The 15,942-nt window shown below is 38.6% G+C and carries 12 protein-coding genes; 5 read left to right on the forward strand and 7 right to left on the reverse strand.

Translation table 11 applies throughout. From position 1 onward, the window contains the following. Positions 1-8: 8 nt before the first annotated feature. Complete coding sequence (locus ACKPEB_RS18875) at positions 9-1,493, reverse strand: CHAT domain-containing protein (protein ID WP_408966518.1); 1,485 nt, start codon at positions 1,491-1,493, stop codon at positions 9-11. Positions 1,494-2,018: 525 nt separating this feature from the next. Here ACKPEB_RS18875 and tatC point away from each other — a divergent pair. Next, positions 2,019-2,813 (forward strand): twin-arginine translocase subunit TatC, encoded by a 795-nt coding sequence (gene tatC, locus ACKPEB_RS18880; protein ID WP_408966530.1) that lies wholly within the window; start codon positions 2,019-2,021, stop codon positions 2,811-2,813. A 16-nt stretch (positions 2,814-2,829) separates the two neighbouring features. Here the strand turns inward: tatC and ACKPEB_RS18885 are convergent, their stop codons facing one another. Beyond that, positions 2,830-4,374, reverse strand: a complete 1,545-nt coding sequence (locus ACKPEB_RS18885) for an efflux RND transporter periplasmic adaptor subunit (RefSeq protein WP_408966519.1) — start codon at positions 4,372-4,374, stop codon at positions 2,830-2,832. A 273-nt stretch (positions 4,375-4,647) separates the two neighbouring features. Between ACKPEB_RS18885 and ACKPEB_RS18890 the strand changes: the two genes are divergently transcribed. Further along, positions 4,648-5,055, forward strand: coding sequence for a PleD family two-component system response regulator (locus ACKPEB_RS18890; protein WP_408966520.1), 408 nt, complete (start codon positions 4,648-4,650; stop codon positions 5,053-5,055). A gap of 105 nt (positions 5,056-5,160) precedes the next feature. Beyond that, entirely contained in the window at positions 5,161-7,968 is a 2,808-nt protein-coding gene (locus tag ACKPEB_RS18895) for a PAS domain-containing protein (RefSeq protein ID WP_408966521.1), read from the forward strand. Between the two features lie 148 nt (positions 7,969-8,116). On the opposite strand, the gene rsfS is transcribed toward ACKPEB_RS18895, so the two are convergent. From rsfS to ACKPEB_RS18910, 3 genes are all read right to left on the reverse strand, one after another. After that, positions 8,117-8,554, reverse strand: coding sequence for a ribosome silencing factor (gene rsfS, locus ACKPEB_RS18900; protein WP_408966522.1), 438 nt, complete (start codon positions 8,552-8,554; stop codon positions 8,117-8,119). A gap of 206 nt (positions 8,555-8,760) precedes the next feature. After that, positions 8,761-10,023 carry a WcaI family glycosyltransferase gene (locus ACKPEB_RS18905; RefSeq protein ID WP_408966523.1) on the reverse strand — a complete coding sequence of 421 codons (1,263 nt, stop codon included), beginning with the start codon at positions 10,021-10,023 and terminating at the stop codon, positions 8,761-8,763. Positions 10,024-10,182: 159 nt separating this feature from the next. After that, positions 10,183-11,826, reverse strand: a complete 1,644-nt coding sequence (locus tag ACKPEB_RS18910; protein WP_408966524.1) for a DUF3352 domain-containing protein — start codon at positions 11,824-11,826, stop codon at positions 10,183-10,185. Positions 11,827-12,053: 227 nt separating this feature from the next. Here ACKPEB_RS18910 and ACKPEB_RS18915 point away from each other — a divergent pair, with 227 nt between their 5' ends. Both ACKPEB_RS18915 and ACKPEB_RS18920 read left to right on the forward strand, forming a co-directional pair. Continuing rightward, positions 12,054-12,980: a TIGR01777 family oxidoreductase gene (locus ACKPEB_RS18915; protein WP_408966525.1), complete on the forward strand. Its 927-nt coding sequence runs from the start codon at positions 12,054-12,056 to the stop codon at positions 12,978-12,980. 162 nt (positions 12,981-13,142) lie between these two features. Continuing rightward, a complete protein-coding gene (locus ACKPEB_RS18920) occupies positions 13,143-14,570 on the forward strand; it encodes a GTP-binding protein (RefSeq protein WP_408966526.1) in 1,428 nt (475 codons plus the stop codon). Here the strand turns inward: ACKPEB_RS18920 and ACKPEB_RS18925 are convergent. After that, positions 14,552-14,977: a DUF4359 domain-containing protein gene (locus ACKPEB_RS18925; protein WP_408966527.1), complete on the reverse strand. Its 426-nt coding sequence runs from the start codon at positions 14,975-14,977 to the stop codon at positions 14,552-14,554. The genes ACKPEB_RS18920 and ACKPEB_RS18925 overlap by 19 nt on opposite strands. 398 nt (positions 14,978-15,375) lie before the next feature. Next, the coding region (locus ACKPEB_RS18930; protein ID WP_408966528.1) for a hypothetical protein at positions 15,376-15,942 on the reverse strand (567 nt) is incomplete at its 5' end.

A 15,942-nucleotide genomic window follows, 5' to 3' on the forward strand; every position in this document is an offset into this window, starting at 1 on the left:
AAATTACTTTACCAAGGACTGCCAATTAATGTAAATGCAGCCCAATAATAAGGATGGGAAAGATCATATCCTTCCGGTGCTATTCCAGGGGGTAATGGAATTTCACCCCGCGATAATAATAATTCTCCCTGTTGTAAACGCACATCTCCTTTTAACATCCGAATTTGAGTTTGTTGTAAAGCTTTTGCTTTAGTAGAAGTTGTTTTTAACTGTTGATAAAATTCACTCATTAAGCCTAATGTTCCGGTGTCGCTGACATACCATAAACTAGCTAAAGCGGTTTTTACCCCTGATTGAAACGCTAATCCTGCAAACCCTAATTCAACATCTTTGTCTCCTACGGCGGTTTTACAAGCACTTAAAACTAATAATTCAATCGGAGGATTCTTCCAATTTAACTGATCCATTTGATTTAGTTTTAGTTGGCTATCCCAAAATTGAATATAAGAATTTTCAGGTTTTCCAGGTTTAAATTCTGCATGGGTTGCTAAATGAACAATGGAATAAAACTGGGAAGCTAACTGACGTTTTAAATTGTCTATAGTAAATCCTTGATTGAGAAACGTTTGTCCTAACCACTGTCCTAAATTGTTCTGGGTTGCTGTTGAGGAAATAGGCTGAGATTGTACAATTGTTGATAACTCAAAGGGAACCGCAGGTAAGGGATTTTGACTTTTAAATTCAGAGGCTCCCATCGCTAAAACTTTAGCATTTTTGACGGTTTGATAATTGGAATTCATCAAATTAAAGGCGGGAATTCGAGTTAAAGCATATTTTTCAATTAAAAAATGTTCTCCATCATGTAAAACTCCCAAGGGAAGGGTTCGTAAACCTGCGCCCATACAAAATAATAGGCTATCAATTTTTTTCGTTTCTAACGGGGTTTCAAAGGGTTTAATAATGCTATTATACAATTTGTGAGCAGGTTCTAAATAAGAACGGCTGTACAATTTTCGAGGATTAGTAATTTCTTGATATAAACTAATTACATCGGCTTTTAATTGTTCTTGTTTAATATCTGATTGAATTTCACCTAACGGTTCTTTTCCAGGGGTAATTAAGACTAAAACTAATCCTTCGGGTTCAGGAACCACCCACAAAACAGCAGGTTTTGTTGCGGTTTTTTCGCTAATTTGAGTTAAAATTTTAGCAATATCTGGGGGCGTGAGTTTGCTATCGGTTAAATTTTTACCAAAATAAGTTTCATAATCTTCCTCCCATTTTTTTTCAACCTCGTTAACTTGGGTATTCCAATTGACAGAATGAGTCATCAATGAGTGAACAGGACGGGTAGATTCTGCTAAACTGGGACGACCGACAGACAACCCCCAGACACCCATCTCTAAGGTAAATAGTCCCATGACCACGAGAATGAATCGAACGACCGGACGGGTTCGCCGCATTCGTTTATAAACCTTGTTTCTTGCCCAAGAATTACCCAGATGCTTTAAAATGTCTAAAAATAGCAGAGGATAACGTTGTATTCTTTTCATGATTGAAGATGATCAAGGAATTTCAGGGGATTTAATATCAATTCTTTTTTTGATCTTTGTTTCCGCCTGGTGGTTGTTTAATCTCATCTTACGTCTCAATTCTGAAGCAGAATAAACGGTTGCTAAAAATTGATGATTTGTCCTCAAATTTCCCCATTTGTTGAAAGTGGGTCGTTCACACTGTAGTCTAAACGCTTACTGATTATTATGACGTCTTCCTCAAATTTTGAGACACCAGAATCTAACTCAAATCAGCTATTTTTATCTCAAACTGATGAAAATGTTAACGCTGTTTCATCTTTTGAGGAGGAACAGAATATTACTCTTGATGAAGGTTCCCAGGATGGGGAATTATCGAATTTAGAACCTGTATTAGATGAGTCTGGCGTAGATGCTATTCCAACCAATTCAATCTTAGCAGACGAAAATCCATCTATTCTGGATACTTCAGTTGAGGTTCCGCAGCAGGATTTATCACAAATTGAATATTATAATCCTCAAAAATTGAAGTCGAATTCAACAACCGTGATTTCATCAAAAAATAATCAGGATGAAGTCTTAGAAGCAGAAAAAGATTATTTAGATGAAATTCCTGATGAAGTGGAGATGTCAATCTTTGACCATTTAGAAGAATTAAGACAACGGATTTTTTATTCTTTGATTGCGGTATTTATTGCGATTATTGGTTGTTTTACCCAAGTTAATCCTATTGTACAACTTTTAGAACGTCCGGCTGGAGCGATTAAATTTGTACAATTAGCCCCTGGAGAATATTTCTTTGTTTCTTTAAAAGTAGCGGGTTACAGTGGATTAGTAATAGCAACCCCCTTTATATTATATCAAGTTACCATGTTTATTTTACCGGGTTTAACGAGAAAAGAACGCCGTTTGTTGGTTCCCACATTATTAGGTTCTAGTGTTTTATTTTTATTGGGTTTAGCCTTTGCTTATGTGGCATTAATTCCAGCAGCCTTGAACTTTTTTATTAATTATGGAGGAGATGTAGTTGAACAGTTTTTTTCCATTGAAAAATACTTTGAATTCGTTTTGGTTTTATTATTCTGTACTGGAATTGCTTTTCAAATTCCTGTAATTCAAGCCATATTAGGCGGCTTAAAAATTGTCTCTTCTGAACAAATGTTATCCGGTTGGCGATATGTGATTTTAGCAGGAGCAGTCTTAGGCGCGGTGTTAACGCCCTCCACAGACCCCTTAACCCAAAGTTTATTAGCTGGGGCTATTTTGGGGCTTTATTTTGGGGGAATTGGGATTGTTAAATTGATTGAAAATACGTCGTCGGGAATGGTCAATCAATCATAGGAACATTTTGAATTTTTTAGTTTTTGGATTCCAGCGAATCAGAATTATTTTCTGCTTCTTCCTCAATAATTGGGGTTCCGGGTTGAATCGAACTATCAGGAGGAGGAATCACAAGGGTATCACCGACTTTTAAACCCGATTTAATTTCAACTTGAGTTAATCCTTTTATTCCGAGGGTGACAGATTGTTTTTGAGCTTGATGATTTGAATCTAATTTCCAGACAAAGGGTGAATCTTCAGGGGATTGAATTAATTCTGTATTCAGCACAATGACGTTTGTTTCTTCCTCTAAAATAATTTCAACACTCACCGGACTTCCGGGGATTAAGACTCCGGTGGGTTGAGCTAATTGAACGGTGGCTGGAACCATTGCTTGACCGGATGAATTGCTGGATTGATTATTACTATCATTGGCGGTTTTCGCTTGTAAATCGATTTGTTTAACTCGTCCTTCAAAGGGTTGAGAATTAGGGCCAATCATCGTAATTCGTGCGACTTGATTCGGTTTAATTTGACTGGCGTTTAAAGTTGATAACTGAAGCTGAACTAATTCTTGACTCGGATCTCCCAAGGTAATTAAATCATCTCCCAGCTTTACCCCATCTCCAGGTTTAACATGAATATTTAGCACAATTCCATCCAAGGGAGAAATAACAAGATTATCCTGTAATTTTAAGGTTTGTTCTTGATATTCAACTTTTAATAAATTAAGATTGCTTAAATTTTGTTGTAATTGAGATTGAGCATCTTTGAGGTTAGATTGAGCTTCAATTATATGAGTTTTTGAGGGTTTATTTTCAATATCAATTAACTGATTGTGTTTTCTATTTAATTCGGCTATTGCATCTTTTAATGCTAATTCATTATCGCGTATATTCGCTTGTTGACGGCGAATCTCAGCTTTTTGACCATCAACTTCCTGTTCAGCAATAAATCCTCGTTCTAAAAGCAGATTTGATTTGTTTAATTCGGCTTCAGAAGCCGCCAACTCTTGTTGAGCTTCCATCACTTTTTGTTGTTCACGCTCCACCCTAGCTTGAGCTTGCTGAATCTCAATTTGTTGAGTGATTTTTTGAGATTTAACTTCCTGCTGATACTTTTCTAAATCATATTGATACTCAAGTTCAGCTTGTTTTAATTGATCTTGGGCTTCTTCTACTTTTTGACGATCGCGCTCAATCAAAAGTTCTTGTTTTTGAATTTCTAACTGTTTTTTCTGTAAGAGATTTTCCCCTTCTGTGAACCTTAAACGAATTAAAGGTTGACCAGCAACAATGCGATCGCCCGCCTTAACCAATACTTGAGCAACCGCACTTTCAGAGGGAGATTTAATCGTGCGTTGTCCTCCTAATTCAACCGTTCCTCCTTCATTGATTTTATTTTCAACATTTCCCAATTCAACCTTCTGTAATCCGGCTGCGATTGCTTCCTCCGAAGGATTTTGTAGTTTATAATACAAATTAGCAGCCGCGAAACTCGCTCCTGTGAATAGGGTAGCAACAATCAGCCATTTAATACCTCGTTGATAGGCAGCTTTTGCTCGGTAATCTACGGTTGACACGGATTATTAATATCCTCCTGAAACTCAACATAATGGAATTTTGATTTCAATTTGACGGCGATCGCTTAATTTTTTATTAAATCAAAAAAATATATTAATTTATGTTTTGTATTATAAAGATTTTTATCACTTCATGAATTGATTATAACCCAGTTAAAAGACAGTTTTAAACCGGGTATAATTAAAGTATATGGATAAATATGTCTCACAAGAATCACCTCTTTTATAGATTGGCTACTGTTCAAAATTCGAGAATCTACTGGAGAACTCAAGATGGATGATACATCTGTAAAATCTCGGAATACAATTCTCGCGGTTGATGATAGTATTCCCATGCAAACGCTGATTAAACAGCTTTTAGAAAAACACTATCAGTTAATTCTGGTCAATAATACCATAGAAGCTTTAATCGTACTTCATGAAGAAGCCATTGATTTAATGCTTTTAGATGTTTCTCTACCCGGAATGGATGGTTTAGAGCTCTGTCGTATTCTCCGGGGAATACCCAGTTTTAGTCAATTACCCATCATTATGTTAACAGCCCGTGATCAAATTCAGGATCAGGTCACAGGACGATTATCAGGAGCAACGGAATATATAACCAAGCCCTTTTGCGGGGAGCAACTCATTGCTATTATTGAACAAATTTTCAAGGGTAGGCTAGTCCAATCTAAAGTTTAATACCTGAAGTGTCATGAACGCAAAATTTAGGAAACGTAACATTTAAGAGTCCGATCACCCCAACAAACGTTATAATTTCTTTAGGTTTTCGGACACACCTTAACCATGACTAGTATAATTCGGCAGGGTGAACAGAACCAAGCTGATCTGCAACAGATTAGCAATTATTTACCAGCAGTGATTTATCAATTCCTACTGCATCCTGATGGTTCTCATGAGTATTTATACATTAGTCCCAGTTGCCAACAAATTTATGAGCGAGAACCTGATGAAATTCAGCGTAATTCTACCTTAATGTGGACACTGAATGATCATCAGCAACAACAGAGTTTGATTCAATCTTTGTTGAGTTCAGCCCAAAATTTAACTTCTTGGCAACGACAATGGCAATATCAAACGCCATCAGGAAAAATTAAATTTCTATCTGCGATCGCTCACCCCCGCCTTCAAGGGAATGGCGATATCATTTGGGATGGATTAATTATAGAAAATCCGGGCCCACCATCCCATCAAGATTTTTACCGTTTTTCTTCAAAAGATTTTGATATTGAATCTGTTAATCGATTTCATGATCAGCAATCTACCCCAAAAAACGAACTTTTAAATCATCAAATAGAATCTCAAAAACCCGAAACTTTTTTAGAAGAGAAAGAAGAATTTTTATGGAATATTTACAATGGCGTAGAACAAGTCATCTTTGTTGTCGCCGTCATTGATGAAACAGAATTTCGATGTTTAGGTTGGAACCCAAAAACCGAAAAAATCACCGGGCTCAAATCAACTGAAGTTTATGGAAAAACCTTTCCTGACATTTTAGGTTCAGTGGAAGGGGAAAAAGTATTAACTCGTTATCGAGAGTGTGTGCAAGCTAAAACCACCCTTCAATATGAAGAAGAAATTTACTTTGAGGGAAAGCAAACCTTTTCCTTAACCACACTCAACCCCATTTTAGATATCCAAGGAAAAGTCTACCGAATTATTGGCACTTCTGTCGAGATTACTGCTCGCAAACAAGCAGAAATAGCCTTAAAAGAATCACAAATTCGATTTAAACGACTTGCCGAAAATGTACCGGGTGTCACCTATCAATATCATCAATATAATTATTCAGGAGAAGGATGTTTTACCTATTTAAGTCCCAAATGTTTAGAGTTAACCGAGATTGAACCCGAATTAATTTTAAAAAATGCAAATTTCCTCTGGAAATTAATTCATCCTGATGACCTCAATGGCTTTGTTGATTCAATGGCGGAAGCCGTAGATACGGGAAAACCTTGGCAACATCAATATCGTTTAATTACACCCTCTGGAAAAATAAAATGGATTCAAGCCGGAGGGAGTTTAGGGAAACAACCGGATGGATCAATTGTTTGGGATGGTTTACTGTTAGATATTAGCGATCGCAAACTGACAGAAGCAGCTTGGCAAAATTCAGAACAGCAATTACGGGAATTAGCCGAACGAGAAAAAATTCAAAACTGTATTGCCAATTTAATTCGGAATTCCCTAGACTGGAATCAAATTTTAGAGACAACAGTAGAAGAAATTCGCCAACTTTTCAAAATTGATCGCTGTTACTTTGTTAGGTATAATAGTGAATTAACCCCCCCTGAATGGGAAATTATCAAAGAATCTAAAGCCTCAAATTTAAACCGTATTTCCGAACTGTATCCAGGGAATGCCTTACACCCCATTAGTGAGATTGTTTTACAGGGAAACCTGATCCAAATTGATCAAGTTATTACCTGTGATATTCCAGAAATTCGTAACTTTTTAACAATTTTAGAAATAGAATCCATTTTAATCTTTCCCCTGCAAATTCAATCGGGGGAGATTGGAGCATTAGTTTTAGCCCATTGTCAAGAAACCCGTCCGTGGACATCCCAAGAAGTAGAACTTTTAAAAGCCGTTATTAATCAATTAGAAATTGCCATTAATCAAGCAAAACTTTATAAAGAATCTCAAGAATCTGCCTGGGTTGCTACTGCTAAAACTCAAGAATTAGAACAAACCCTTGCCCAATTACAACAAGCTCAAATTCAATTGGTTCAATCTGAGAAAATGTCTAGTTTAGGGCAAATAGTAGCTGGAATTGCCCACGAAATTAATAATCCCGTGAGCTTTATTTTTGGCAATCTCACCTATGCTCAAAAATATTTCGATGAATTATTATCATTGATTGAACTGTATCAACAACACTCTCCCCATCCTCACCCGGAAATTGTCAATAAATTAGAAGAGGTTGAGCTCGATTTTATCACAGAAGATTTACCTCGGTTATTGAATTCAATGAAAACCGGGGCTGAACGCATCCGAGATATTGTCAAATCCTTAAGAATTTTCTCTCGTTTAGATGAAGCCGAATTAAAAGATATTGATTTACATGAAACCTTAGATAGTACCTTAATGTTATTAGAAAGTCGATTGAAAGAACAACCTCATCATCCCGCCATTCAAGTCATCAAACAATATGGAATTTTACCCCGTGTTGAATGTTATGCGGGAGAACTCAATCAAGTTTTAATGAATTTACTGACGAATGCCATTGATGCTGTTGAACAACGAAATAAAGGACGCTCATTAGAAGATATTATCGCCGATCCCGGTATAATTTGGATCAGAACTTTATTCACCGATTCTCAACAAGTGCAAATTCGGATTGCTGATAATGGAATTGGTATGACATCGGAAATTTTATCTAAAATTTTCGATCCTTTTTTTACAACCAAAGATGTCGGTTCAGGAACAGGTTTAGGACTTTCAACCAGTTACAAAATTATTGTAGAAAAACATCAAGGTCAATTAACCTGCATTTCAGAAGTTGGGTTAGGAACAGAATTTGTCGTAGAAATTCCCAAACAACAAGCAATTAGGGAAGAGGGAACAGAAGGGAAAATCAGGAATAGGGAATAGGTGATGAGGCATCCGATCTGTGATGGGTAGGCAACATTAAAGGATAGAATATTAGAAAATTTAATCCCCGTAGGGACTTAGAAACCGGGTTTTTTTCTGATTTTTTAATCCGAAAAAACTATCTACAAAAACCCGGTTTATTATCAATTTAGGATTGCCAATGGACGCGTTCAGCGTGACCCCAAAACGCTTCTAACTTATAGAAATCTCGTTCTTCGGGTAACAAAATATGGATAATTACATCCCCATAATCCATTAAAACCCAGTTGCCATCACTTTGCCCTTCAATTCTGAGGGGAAGCCGTTGTAATTCTAATTCAACTTGATCTGAAATCGCTTGATAAATAGCTCGAAGTTGAGCTTGAGAATAGCCAGTGACAATGACGAAATAATCTGCTAAGTAAGATACTTCTGATACGCGCAGCACCAGAATATTATCCGCTTTCCGATCATCGGCTGCTCGTGCGGCGGCGAGTGCAGTTTCTCGGCTGGTATCCTCATCCACAGGGACAGAGATGATGGCCTTCGGCTGGGCGGAGCCCATCGGGTGATCAGAGGCGTATTTGGTTTTGGCGTTATCAAACATTAAGCTCTTGTATTCCTCGTATAATAATCAGTTAAAGTCGGTTAATCCTGAATGGCTAAGATTGTAGCAAGGAGAAACAATCCCATAGAGATCTACTGATTATCTTAATCCTTCTTTCGGATTTTGGATGGTTTGGGTTTTGCGATCGCCACTTGGGGTGAGAATGGACACTGAAATTTCAGGCGAGGGGATGATGATTTTATTGCTCAGGCTTGGGCTTCTGGGGTAGATGTGGATTTGATCGCCACTTCTGTAAATAATTGCTCATACTTGTTCAAGGCTTGTTCAATACTAAAATAATCTTCTGCATATTTTCGACCTTGTTGACCTAACGTTTCCACCTGCTGTGGATTTTTGTAAAGATCGACAATGGCATTGGCTAAACTTTCTGCATCTTCAGGGGGAACAACAATTCCGCCTCCACTGTTGAGAATGGCTTCTTTTGCGGTTCCCGTATCAGGAACAGAACCCACAATAGCACAACCACTGGCTAATAAAACGGGAATTTTTGACGGTAAATTAAAGGCAGTTACTTCTCGTTTTTGTACCACTAATCCCACATCAACCGCCGCTAACATTTCGGGTAATTTTTCACGAGGTTCTAAGGGAACCAATAAAACATTCTTAGCTTGATAATCCTGGCGTAAGTTTTCTAAAGCTTGTAAAGCTTGAGTTTCACCCGCAATCACAAAAACAATTTCAGGAATATATTCTAATAACGTCGCAGCTTTAATCACGGTTTCTAAACCCTGAGTTAAGGCAATATTTCCTGAATACAAAACCACAAATTGATCTTGAAGTTGATACTTATTACGGAAATAATTATCCGTTTTTGGTAAGGGACGAATAAACTTCGTATCCACCCAATTGGGAATATAAACAATTTTTTCTTTAGGAATTCCGTGTTCAACTAACTGATCAATAAAACCCGTCGCAATGACAGAAATTCGATCCACCTTTTCATAGGTCAATTGTTCAACAGCTTGGGCTGTTTTAACCACAACTCCATGAGGATTCACTAATTTGACCCGTAGGGCGGCTTCTGAAACAATATCCTGAATATTGAGAATCACCGGACAACGACGAACCCCAGCATACAAACCCACCGGAAGACTCACTAATAAAGGCGGAACCGTTGCAAAAATCAGATCAGGTCGCCACCCGTTAAACGCCTGAACCAGACTCGTCATCATGAAACTACCATCAAGGAGGAGACGATCGAATAACCGGGGTTTAGGGCCACGTACCCAAATATAGCTGCGCTGAATCACAACTCCATTTCGTTCTTCCGTCAGATAAAATTTATTCTGATATCCTTGATAAATTCGGCGTTCTGGATAGTTCGGCATTCCGGTAATCACCCGCACTTGATGGCCACGTTGAACTAACCCTTCAGCTAGTTCTGTCATCAGAGGAGCAATACCAATCGGTTCAGGATAATAGTTATACGAGTAAATTAATATACGCATACGTTTGGGATAGACCTAAAAACGGTTTTAACATGATTCCTGACTCAAGCTGGAAGTTCTGAAGCATCGTTAAGCCAATATTATCTGAACATCGAGAGTTTTCTATTGTCATCGGACTCACAGTCGCCACCCAAATACTACAAGAGTCAATCTCCTGTGTTAAGTTTTTGGCTTCAGAATCAATACCATTTCTACTTCAACCTCCGAAACATCGGGAAAAGCAGCACTCAGACCGACGCCTCGAATTGAATTAAGAAGGGTGATGCGATTAGGCTGTAGAGCAATAGCAGGGGACGCTAATAAATATCCCATCGCCCAAGCGGTAAATTTTTCCATATCTAAATAAATATAGCTATGGTGGGGAGGGGGTAAAAATTTGCTAATCGATTGAAATTGTTGACTTTGATTGAGGGGATGTTGGGGTTTCTGAGTCATGGATTCCACCACAGGCCCGCCAAACGCAACAAACATTAAATTCGGACTTAACCATCCATGTCCAAATAAGGTTCCTTGTTTGGGATCATTCCATTCGGTGACTGCAATTCCCGCTCGGAGATTTTGTTCAATATTAATGGGGGGATTACTATTAGCAATAATAGTATCCAATTGATTTAACAATCGTTCGGCGGCGGGGCGATCGCTCGTTTCAATTAACAACACGCCTCCCAGTCCCAAGGACGCTAACACGCCTTTTTCCGATGCGATCGCACCCAAAGCAAATTCACCATCCATCCAGCCAAAAACATCTGTATCGGCATCTAAATCAATGGCTTGTAACCCTAAGCGAATTTGACGGATCAGGTTTTGGACATTAGGATTGTTATCTCCTAACGCTAAAAGTTGTAACCACAGTTGATGCAGGTCATGACTATTCACCAAGGCGAGGGTATCGGCGGGAAAGCGATTCAGCATTTCGCCAAATTCCGGTTGATTTTGAGAGATTTGGGCATCAGGAAGCAACTGAGCCTTTGCTTTTAACCGTAGTCCTTCCGGTTCTACCCCCACCCCCAAAACCACTGATTGAATTGATTTTAAGCTTGATGAGGAACTCAGGGATAAACGGGAAGCATCGGGCCAAGTTGCCATCATTTCTTTTGTAAACCGATCAGAGTCAGCAATCAAAACGGTGACTAAGGGATGGGAGAAATTCAAACTTTTAAAGAATAGGTCAGCGTTTCCCGATAAACTCGCCAGGGACGGTGCACCCCTCAAGGTATCAATCGCTCGTTTTACAGGTTCAGGACGAGCCGCCATCACCAATTGATCGTTAACAACGGCAACATGGTATTGTTTCCCAGTTTTTTCGGTGTAATGGGATAGGGTGATTCCGCGATAGGACGTTTGTTGAGATTGAATATCCCGTGAAGCTTTGATTTTTTGGGCAAAATGCCAAGCTTTCCATTGATTTTTAATCCCCACCACCATTAACAGTTGCGACTCTGAAGCCGGTTTTAGGGGTTCCGGGGGAAGTAAAGCCACCATTACCCCTCCGATCCAAGGTTGAATATCTCGATTAAAATTAATCGTTGTGCCTGCTAAACTTTGCTGTTGAAAAGCTTGAATTCCTTGAACAATTAAGGCTTGGGTTTCAGGTGTGCCAAAATTTTGTAATTCTGATAAGGCACCAGGAGTGGGAGACACGAAGGTTGCCATCATCGCTTCACCCGGTACGAGTTTGCCACTTTCTAAGGGACTATACGCTTTGTACCGTTGAGTTGTTAAATAGATGAAGGTGGTAACGCTTCCCACACAGGCGATCGCCACAACCGCCAAGAGAAGTTTTGATTTTTTCTGGATCAGCATGATGATCTTTAGGCGGGAATTTTGAGAATTGTTTCTGATCCGAATGTGTTCGGTGATCGTGAGTTGAGAACAGCAATTGACTGGGTGGAGCAATTTTTGTTAATTACCCGATTTGGCCGATTGTCAACTCTATCCATGTTAGCGTGTGACCCACACCTGGGAAGTGGCAAAGATTTGATACTCTTAAAGACAAAGGTGTGATCATTAAGCTATTAACCGTAATTTTAATGAAAGTAGCAGTTACAGGAGCAACAGGATTTGTCGGAAGTCGTTTAGTAGAACGACTACAACAGGAAGGTCATTCGGTGTTAGTTTTAACCCGCCACCCAGAACGGGCACAACGAATGTTTTCTAGTTCGGGCTCTTCCCCATTAGAAATTGTGGCTTATACGCCGACGAAATCGGGTTCTTGGCAACAGGCGATTTCTGGATGTGATGGCGTGGTGAATTTGGCGGGGGCTGCAATTGCAGATGAACGCTGGACACCGCAACGCAAACAGGAAATTTTAGAAAGTCGGTCAACGGCGACTCAAAAGTTAGTCGAAGCGATCCAAAACGCAAATTCTAAACCGAGTGTTCTCGTCAGTGCTTCTGCGGTTGGATATTACGGAACCAGCGAAACCTCGGTATTTGATGAAAATAGTCCCTGTGGACGGGATTTTTTAGCAAATGTCTGTCTGGCGTGGGAAGCAGCGGCTCAACCAGTACAGCAAGCGGACACTCGGTTAGTGATTTTAAGATTAGGAATTGTTTTAGGCATGGGAGGAGCATTAGGAAAAATGTTAACTCCTTTTAAACTGTTTGCGGGGGGGCCGTTGGGTTCAGGACATCAATGGTTTTCTTGGATTCATCGAGAAGATTTAGTCAATTTAATTCTATTTAGTTTAACGAATTCTTCCGTTGAAGGAGTTCTAAATGCCACCGCACCGAACCCCGTCCGCATGGGAGAATTATGTCATGCGTTGGGTGAAGTTCTCCATCGTCCCTCTTGGCTTCCGGTTCCTGAATTTGCCTTGGAAATATTATTAGGAGATGCGGCGCAGGTGATTCTCCAAGGTCAACAAGTCCTTCCTAAACGGACATTATCCTACAATTTTAATTATCAATATCCTACGGTTAAACCTGCCCTAGAAGAAATTTTGTCTTCTTCATAAATCGGGTGATTTTGTCATAAACCAAACTTTTGTAAGGGCGAGAAGACCTCGCCCCTACATTTCAAGGATCGCTGATCATCAATTATTGTCTATTGCCTATTCCCCATTGGTAATTCTTAATTCTTAATTCTTAATTCTTAATTCCCAACAACTCCTTATATAATGAACAATCATTTTAATCAAGCTCGTTCTAGCTTAAAACAAACCTTAACTCGTTATCACCATTTAAGACGTCAACGGCGAATCTCTCATCCTGAATTACAAGCGACATTACAAAAACAGTTAGAAGTTCTATCAACTAATTTAGAAAAGCTTGAACAAGGAGTGATTAGAATTGCAGTATTTGGGTTAGTCAGTCGCGGCAAATCGGCGGTTTTAAATGCGTTATTAGGAGAAAAAATTCTGCAAACCGGGCCGTTAAATGGGGTGACTCAATGGCCTCGTTCTGTGCGTTGGAGCGTATCTTTACCCCAAATTGAAGAACCTAACCGCATTGATAATATTGAGGAACAAAATTCGATTCAAGTTGAATTAATTGATACCCCTGGATTAGATGAAGTAGCGGGACAAGTGCGGGGAGAAATGGCAAAGGATGTAACTCGCCAAGCGGATTTAATTTTATTTGTGGTATCGGGGGATTTAACTCGAACAGAATATGATGCACTTGCAGAATTACAAAATGCCCATAAACCTTTAATTATTGTTTTTAATAAAATTGATTTATATACAGAATCAGAACAAGATAAAATCTATCATAATTTACAACAATTAATCAAGACTAAAACCTTAGAAGGAGATAATTTTTATGCTGCTGATTTCGTTGACATTTCGCAAAAATCAGCCCCGTTTGAAATTGTTAAGGTATCGGCTGAACCCGCCCCCATCCAATTAAGAATTGAATGGCTAGATGGTAAAATTACCCATGAATGGGAGTCTCCACCGCCTCAAATTGATGAGTTAAAACAAATTATTGTAAAATTATTAAATCGAGAAGGGCGATCGCTTTTAGCGTTAAATGCGTTAGTTCAAGCCAGAGAAGCAGAACGAATTATTGCCCGTCAAAGTGTTGAATTACAAGCGTCAGAAGCCGAAGAATTAATTTGGAAATTTACCCGTTATAAAGCTTTAGCTGTGGCGTTAAATCCTATTGCTATTTTAGATGTATTGGGTGCAACAATCAGTGATTTAATTTTAATTCGTTCTTTAGCTCGTTTATATGGTTTACCGATGACCAGTTATGAAGCGGGAAAATTATGGAAAAAAATTCTATTAAGTTCAGGAGGATTACTGTTAGCAGAAATGGGAAGCGGTTGGATCTTAGGATTTGGTAAAAGTGCCGCTGGGTTAGCAACGGATCTCGCTAATTATGCGGGTATTGCCATTACTCAAGCGTCAATTTCTGCCTATTTAACTTATACCGTTGGTCAGGCGGCGCAAGTGTATTTAGAAAAGGGTTGTACTTGGGGTGAAAATGGAATTGATACCGCTATTCAAGAGATTTTAAATCAAGTCAATCGAGATAGTTTTATTACTCGATTAAAACAAGACATTGAAGGCAGTTCTCAATCCCATTATTTAGAAGCAGATTGAGAAGTTTTTGCATCTTTTGTGGGAAAGGTTACAAAGTTACCAAATCCTCCTAATGTTTGATATTTATATCCTAATATTTCGGTTGTATAAACACTAAATAAAATAGCATTTTGTTGGGTTGTGGATTTATTAATCGTATCTTTAATTAAGTCTCGTTGAGTCGCAACTAAGGTATTACAAGTATTGACTAATGTATTAGAAAGTCCTTTTAAAAATTCAGGGACTTGAGATTCTTGACAAATAGATTTTTTAATTTCTGTGGATAATTCATCGGAAGCATAATTGAGATATTCTTCCCGCTTAGGATTTGTAAATATCATGGTTCCCGCTAAAATGCTCAGTAGGATTACCCCTTTTCCGATATAACCCGAAGATGGTTTAGCTTGAACGTGATCCAGTTTCATCATGTTAGTTACTGATTGAGTTATAACCCATACTAGAATATCTTTATTGTATCTTTCAAGGGTTCCTGTGTCGATTCAGGATTTCTGAACCCAACCAGAAACCGGGTTTCTGAATTAACCTTGATTTGATATCATTAACTCTGAAGGAGAAACCCGGTTTCTTAAATTTTTGCAAGATCTCACCTTAGATCCTGATGTTGCTGAAGTTTTTAAAACATCTGAAGCGGTTAATCATGCTTTACGTTCTTTACTTTCAGCTATTGCTCAAACAAATTCGTAAGGTGTGTAAGGTTAAACCACACGCACCAACTTTTTATTGATTAAAATAAATAGGGTGCGTGCGCTGTGCTTACACACCCTACGGAAACTATTACATCAAACAGTTAATCCTAACATTTAGGTTAGTTTTCTAACTTGGGAAACTGAGAGATTAACTGTCCGAATAGGTCAGGATAATTCTCTTGTAATTCTTCTAGTAGATAACACATATATTTATTTGTCGCCCAGTTTACACCTGGATCATAATATATCGTCAGCCCACCCCACAAATAATTCTCCTCTTGATCCACATTGTGGATTCGAGCAATAACTTTGCTATTAATTTCAGCAGTTTTTTCGAGATCATAGGAACACAGTGTTTTGATAATTTCTTTGATGGAAACTCCTTCCTGTCTGTTAAAATCGGTCACATTAGTTTGACAACCAATTTTTTGGGCTGGCTGAACCAGAAGCTCTGGAACAAAGTCGGATAATAACTTGTTCTCCAACTTGTCTTCTTTGGAATACAAACAATTATCCAAAAATTCGACATCTCGACCCGGTGGTACAGTTGCCACATTAATGTCAGACATCGGGCTCCTAGTTTTTTGAGTAGGTTGATCCATTAAATCTCCTACATACGCTAATCCCATGAAACAATCATAGATATCGTCATCGGGAACATAACCCTTCAAACTGCGCCAAACTTC

The organism is Planktothrix sp., assembly GCF_046067725.1.
In the GTDB taxonomy this organism is placed as follows: Bacteria; Cyanobacteriota; Cyanobacteriia; order Cyanobacteriales; family Microcoleaceae; genus Planktothrix.

Coding starts and splice junctions, on each gene's coding strand:
- ACKPEB_RS18875 (WP_408966518.1), bottom strand. CDS start 1,493: ATGAAAAGAATACAACGTTATCCTCTGCTATTTTTAGACATTTTAAAG.
- ACKPEB_RS18890 (WP_408966520.1), top strand. CDS start 4,648: ATGGATGATACATCTGTAAAATCTCGGAATACAATTCTCGCGGTTGAT.
- ACKPEB_RS18895 (WP_408966521.1), top strand. CDS start 5,161: ATGACTAGTATAATTCGGCAGGGTGAACAGAACCAAGCTGATCTGCAA.
- rsfS (WP_408966522.1), bottom strand. CDS start 8,554: ATGTTTGATAACGCCAAAACCAAATACGCCTCTGATCACCCGATGGGC.
- ACKPEB_RS18905 (WP_408966523.1), bottom strand. CDS start 10,023: ATGCGTATATTAATTTACTCGTATAACTATTATCCTGAACCGATTGGT.
- ACKPEB_RS18910 (WP_408966524.1), bottom strand. CDS start 11,826: ATGCTGATCCAGAAAAAATCAAAACTTCTCTTGGCGGTTGTGGCGATC.
- ACKPEB_RS18915 (WP_408966525.1), top strand. CDS start 12,054: ATGAAAGTAGCAGTTACAGGAGCAACAGGATTTGTCGGAAGTCGTTTA.
- ACKPEB_RS18920 (WP_408966526.1), top strand. CDS start 13,143: ATGAACAATCATTTTAATCAAGCTCGTTCTAGCTTAAAACAAACCTTA.
- ACKPEB_RS18925 (WP_408966527.1), bottom strand. CDS start 14,977: ATGATGAAACTGGATCACGTTCAAGCTAAACCATCTTCGGGTTATATC.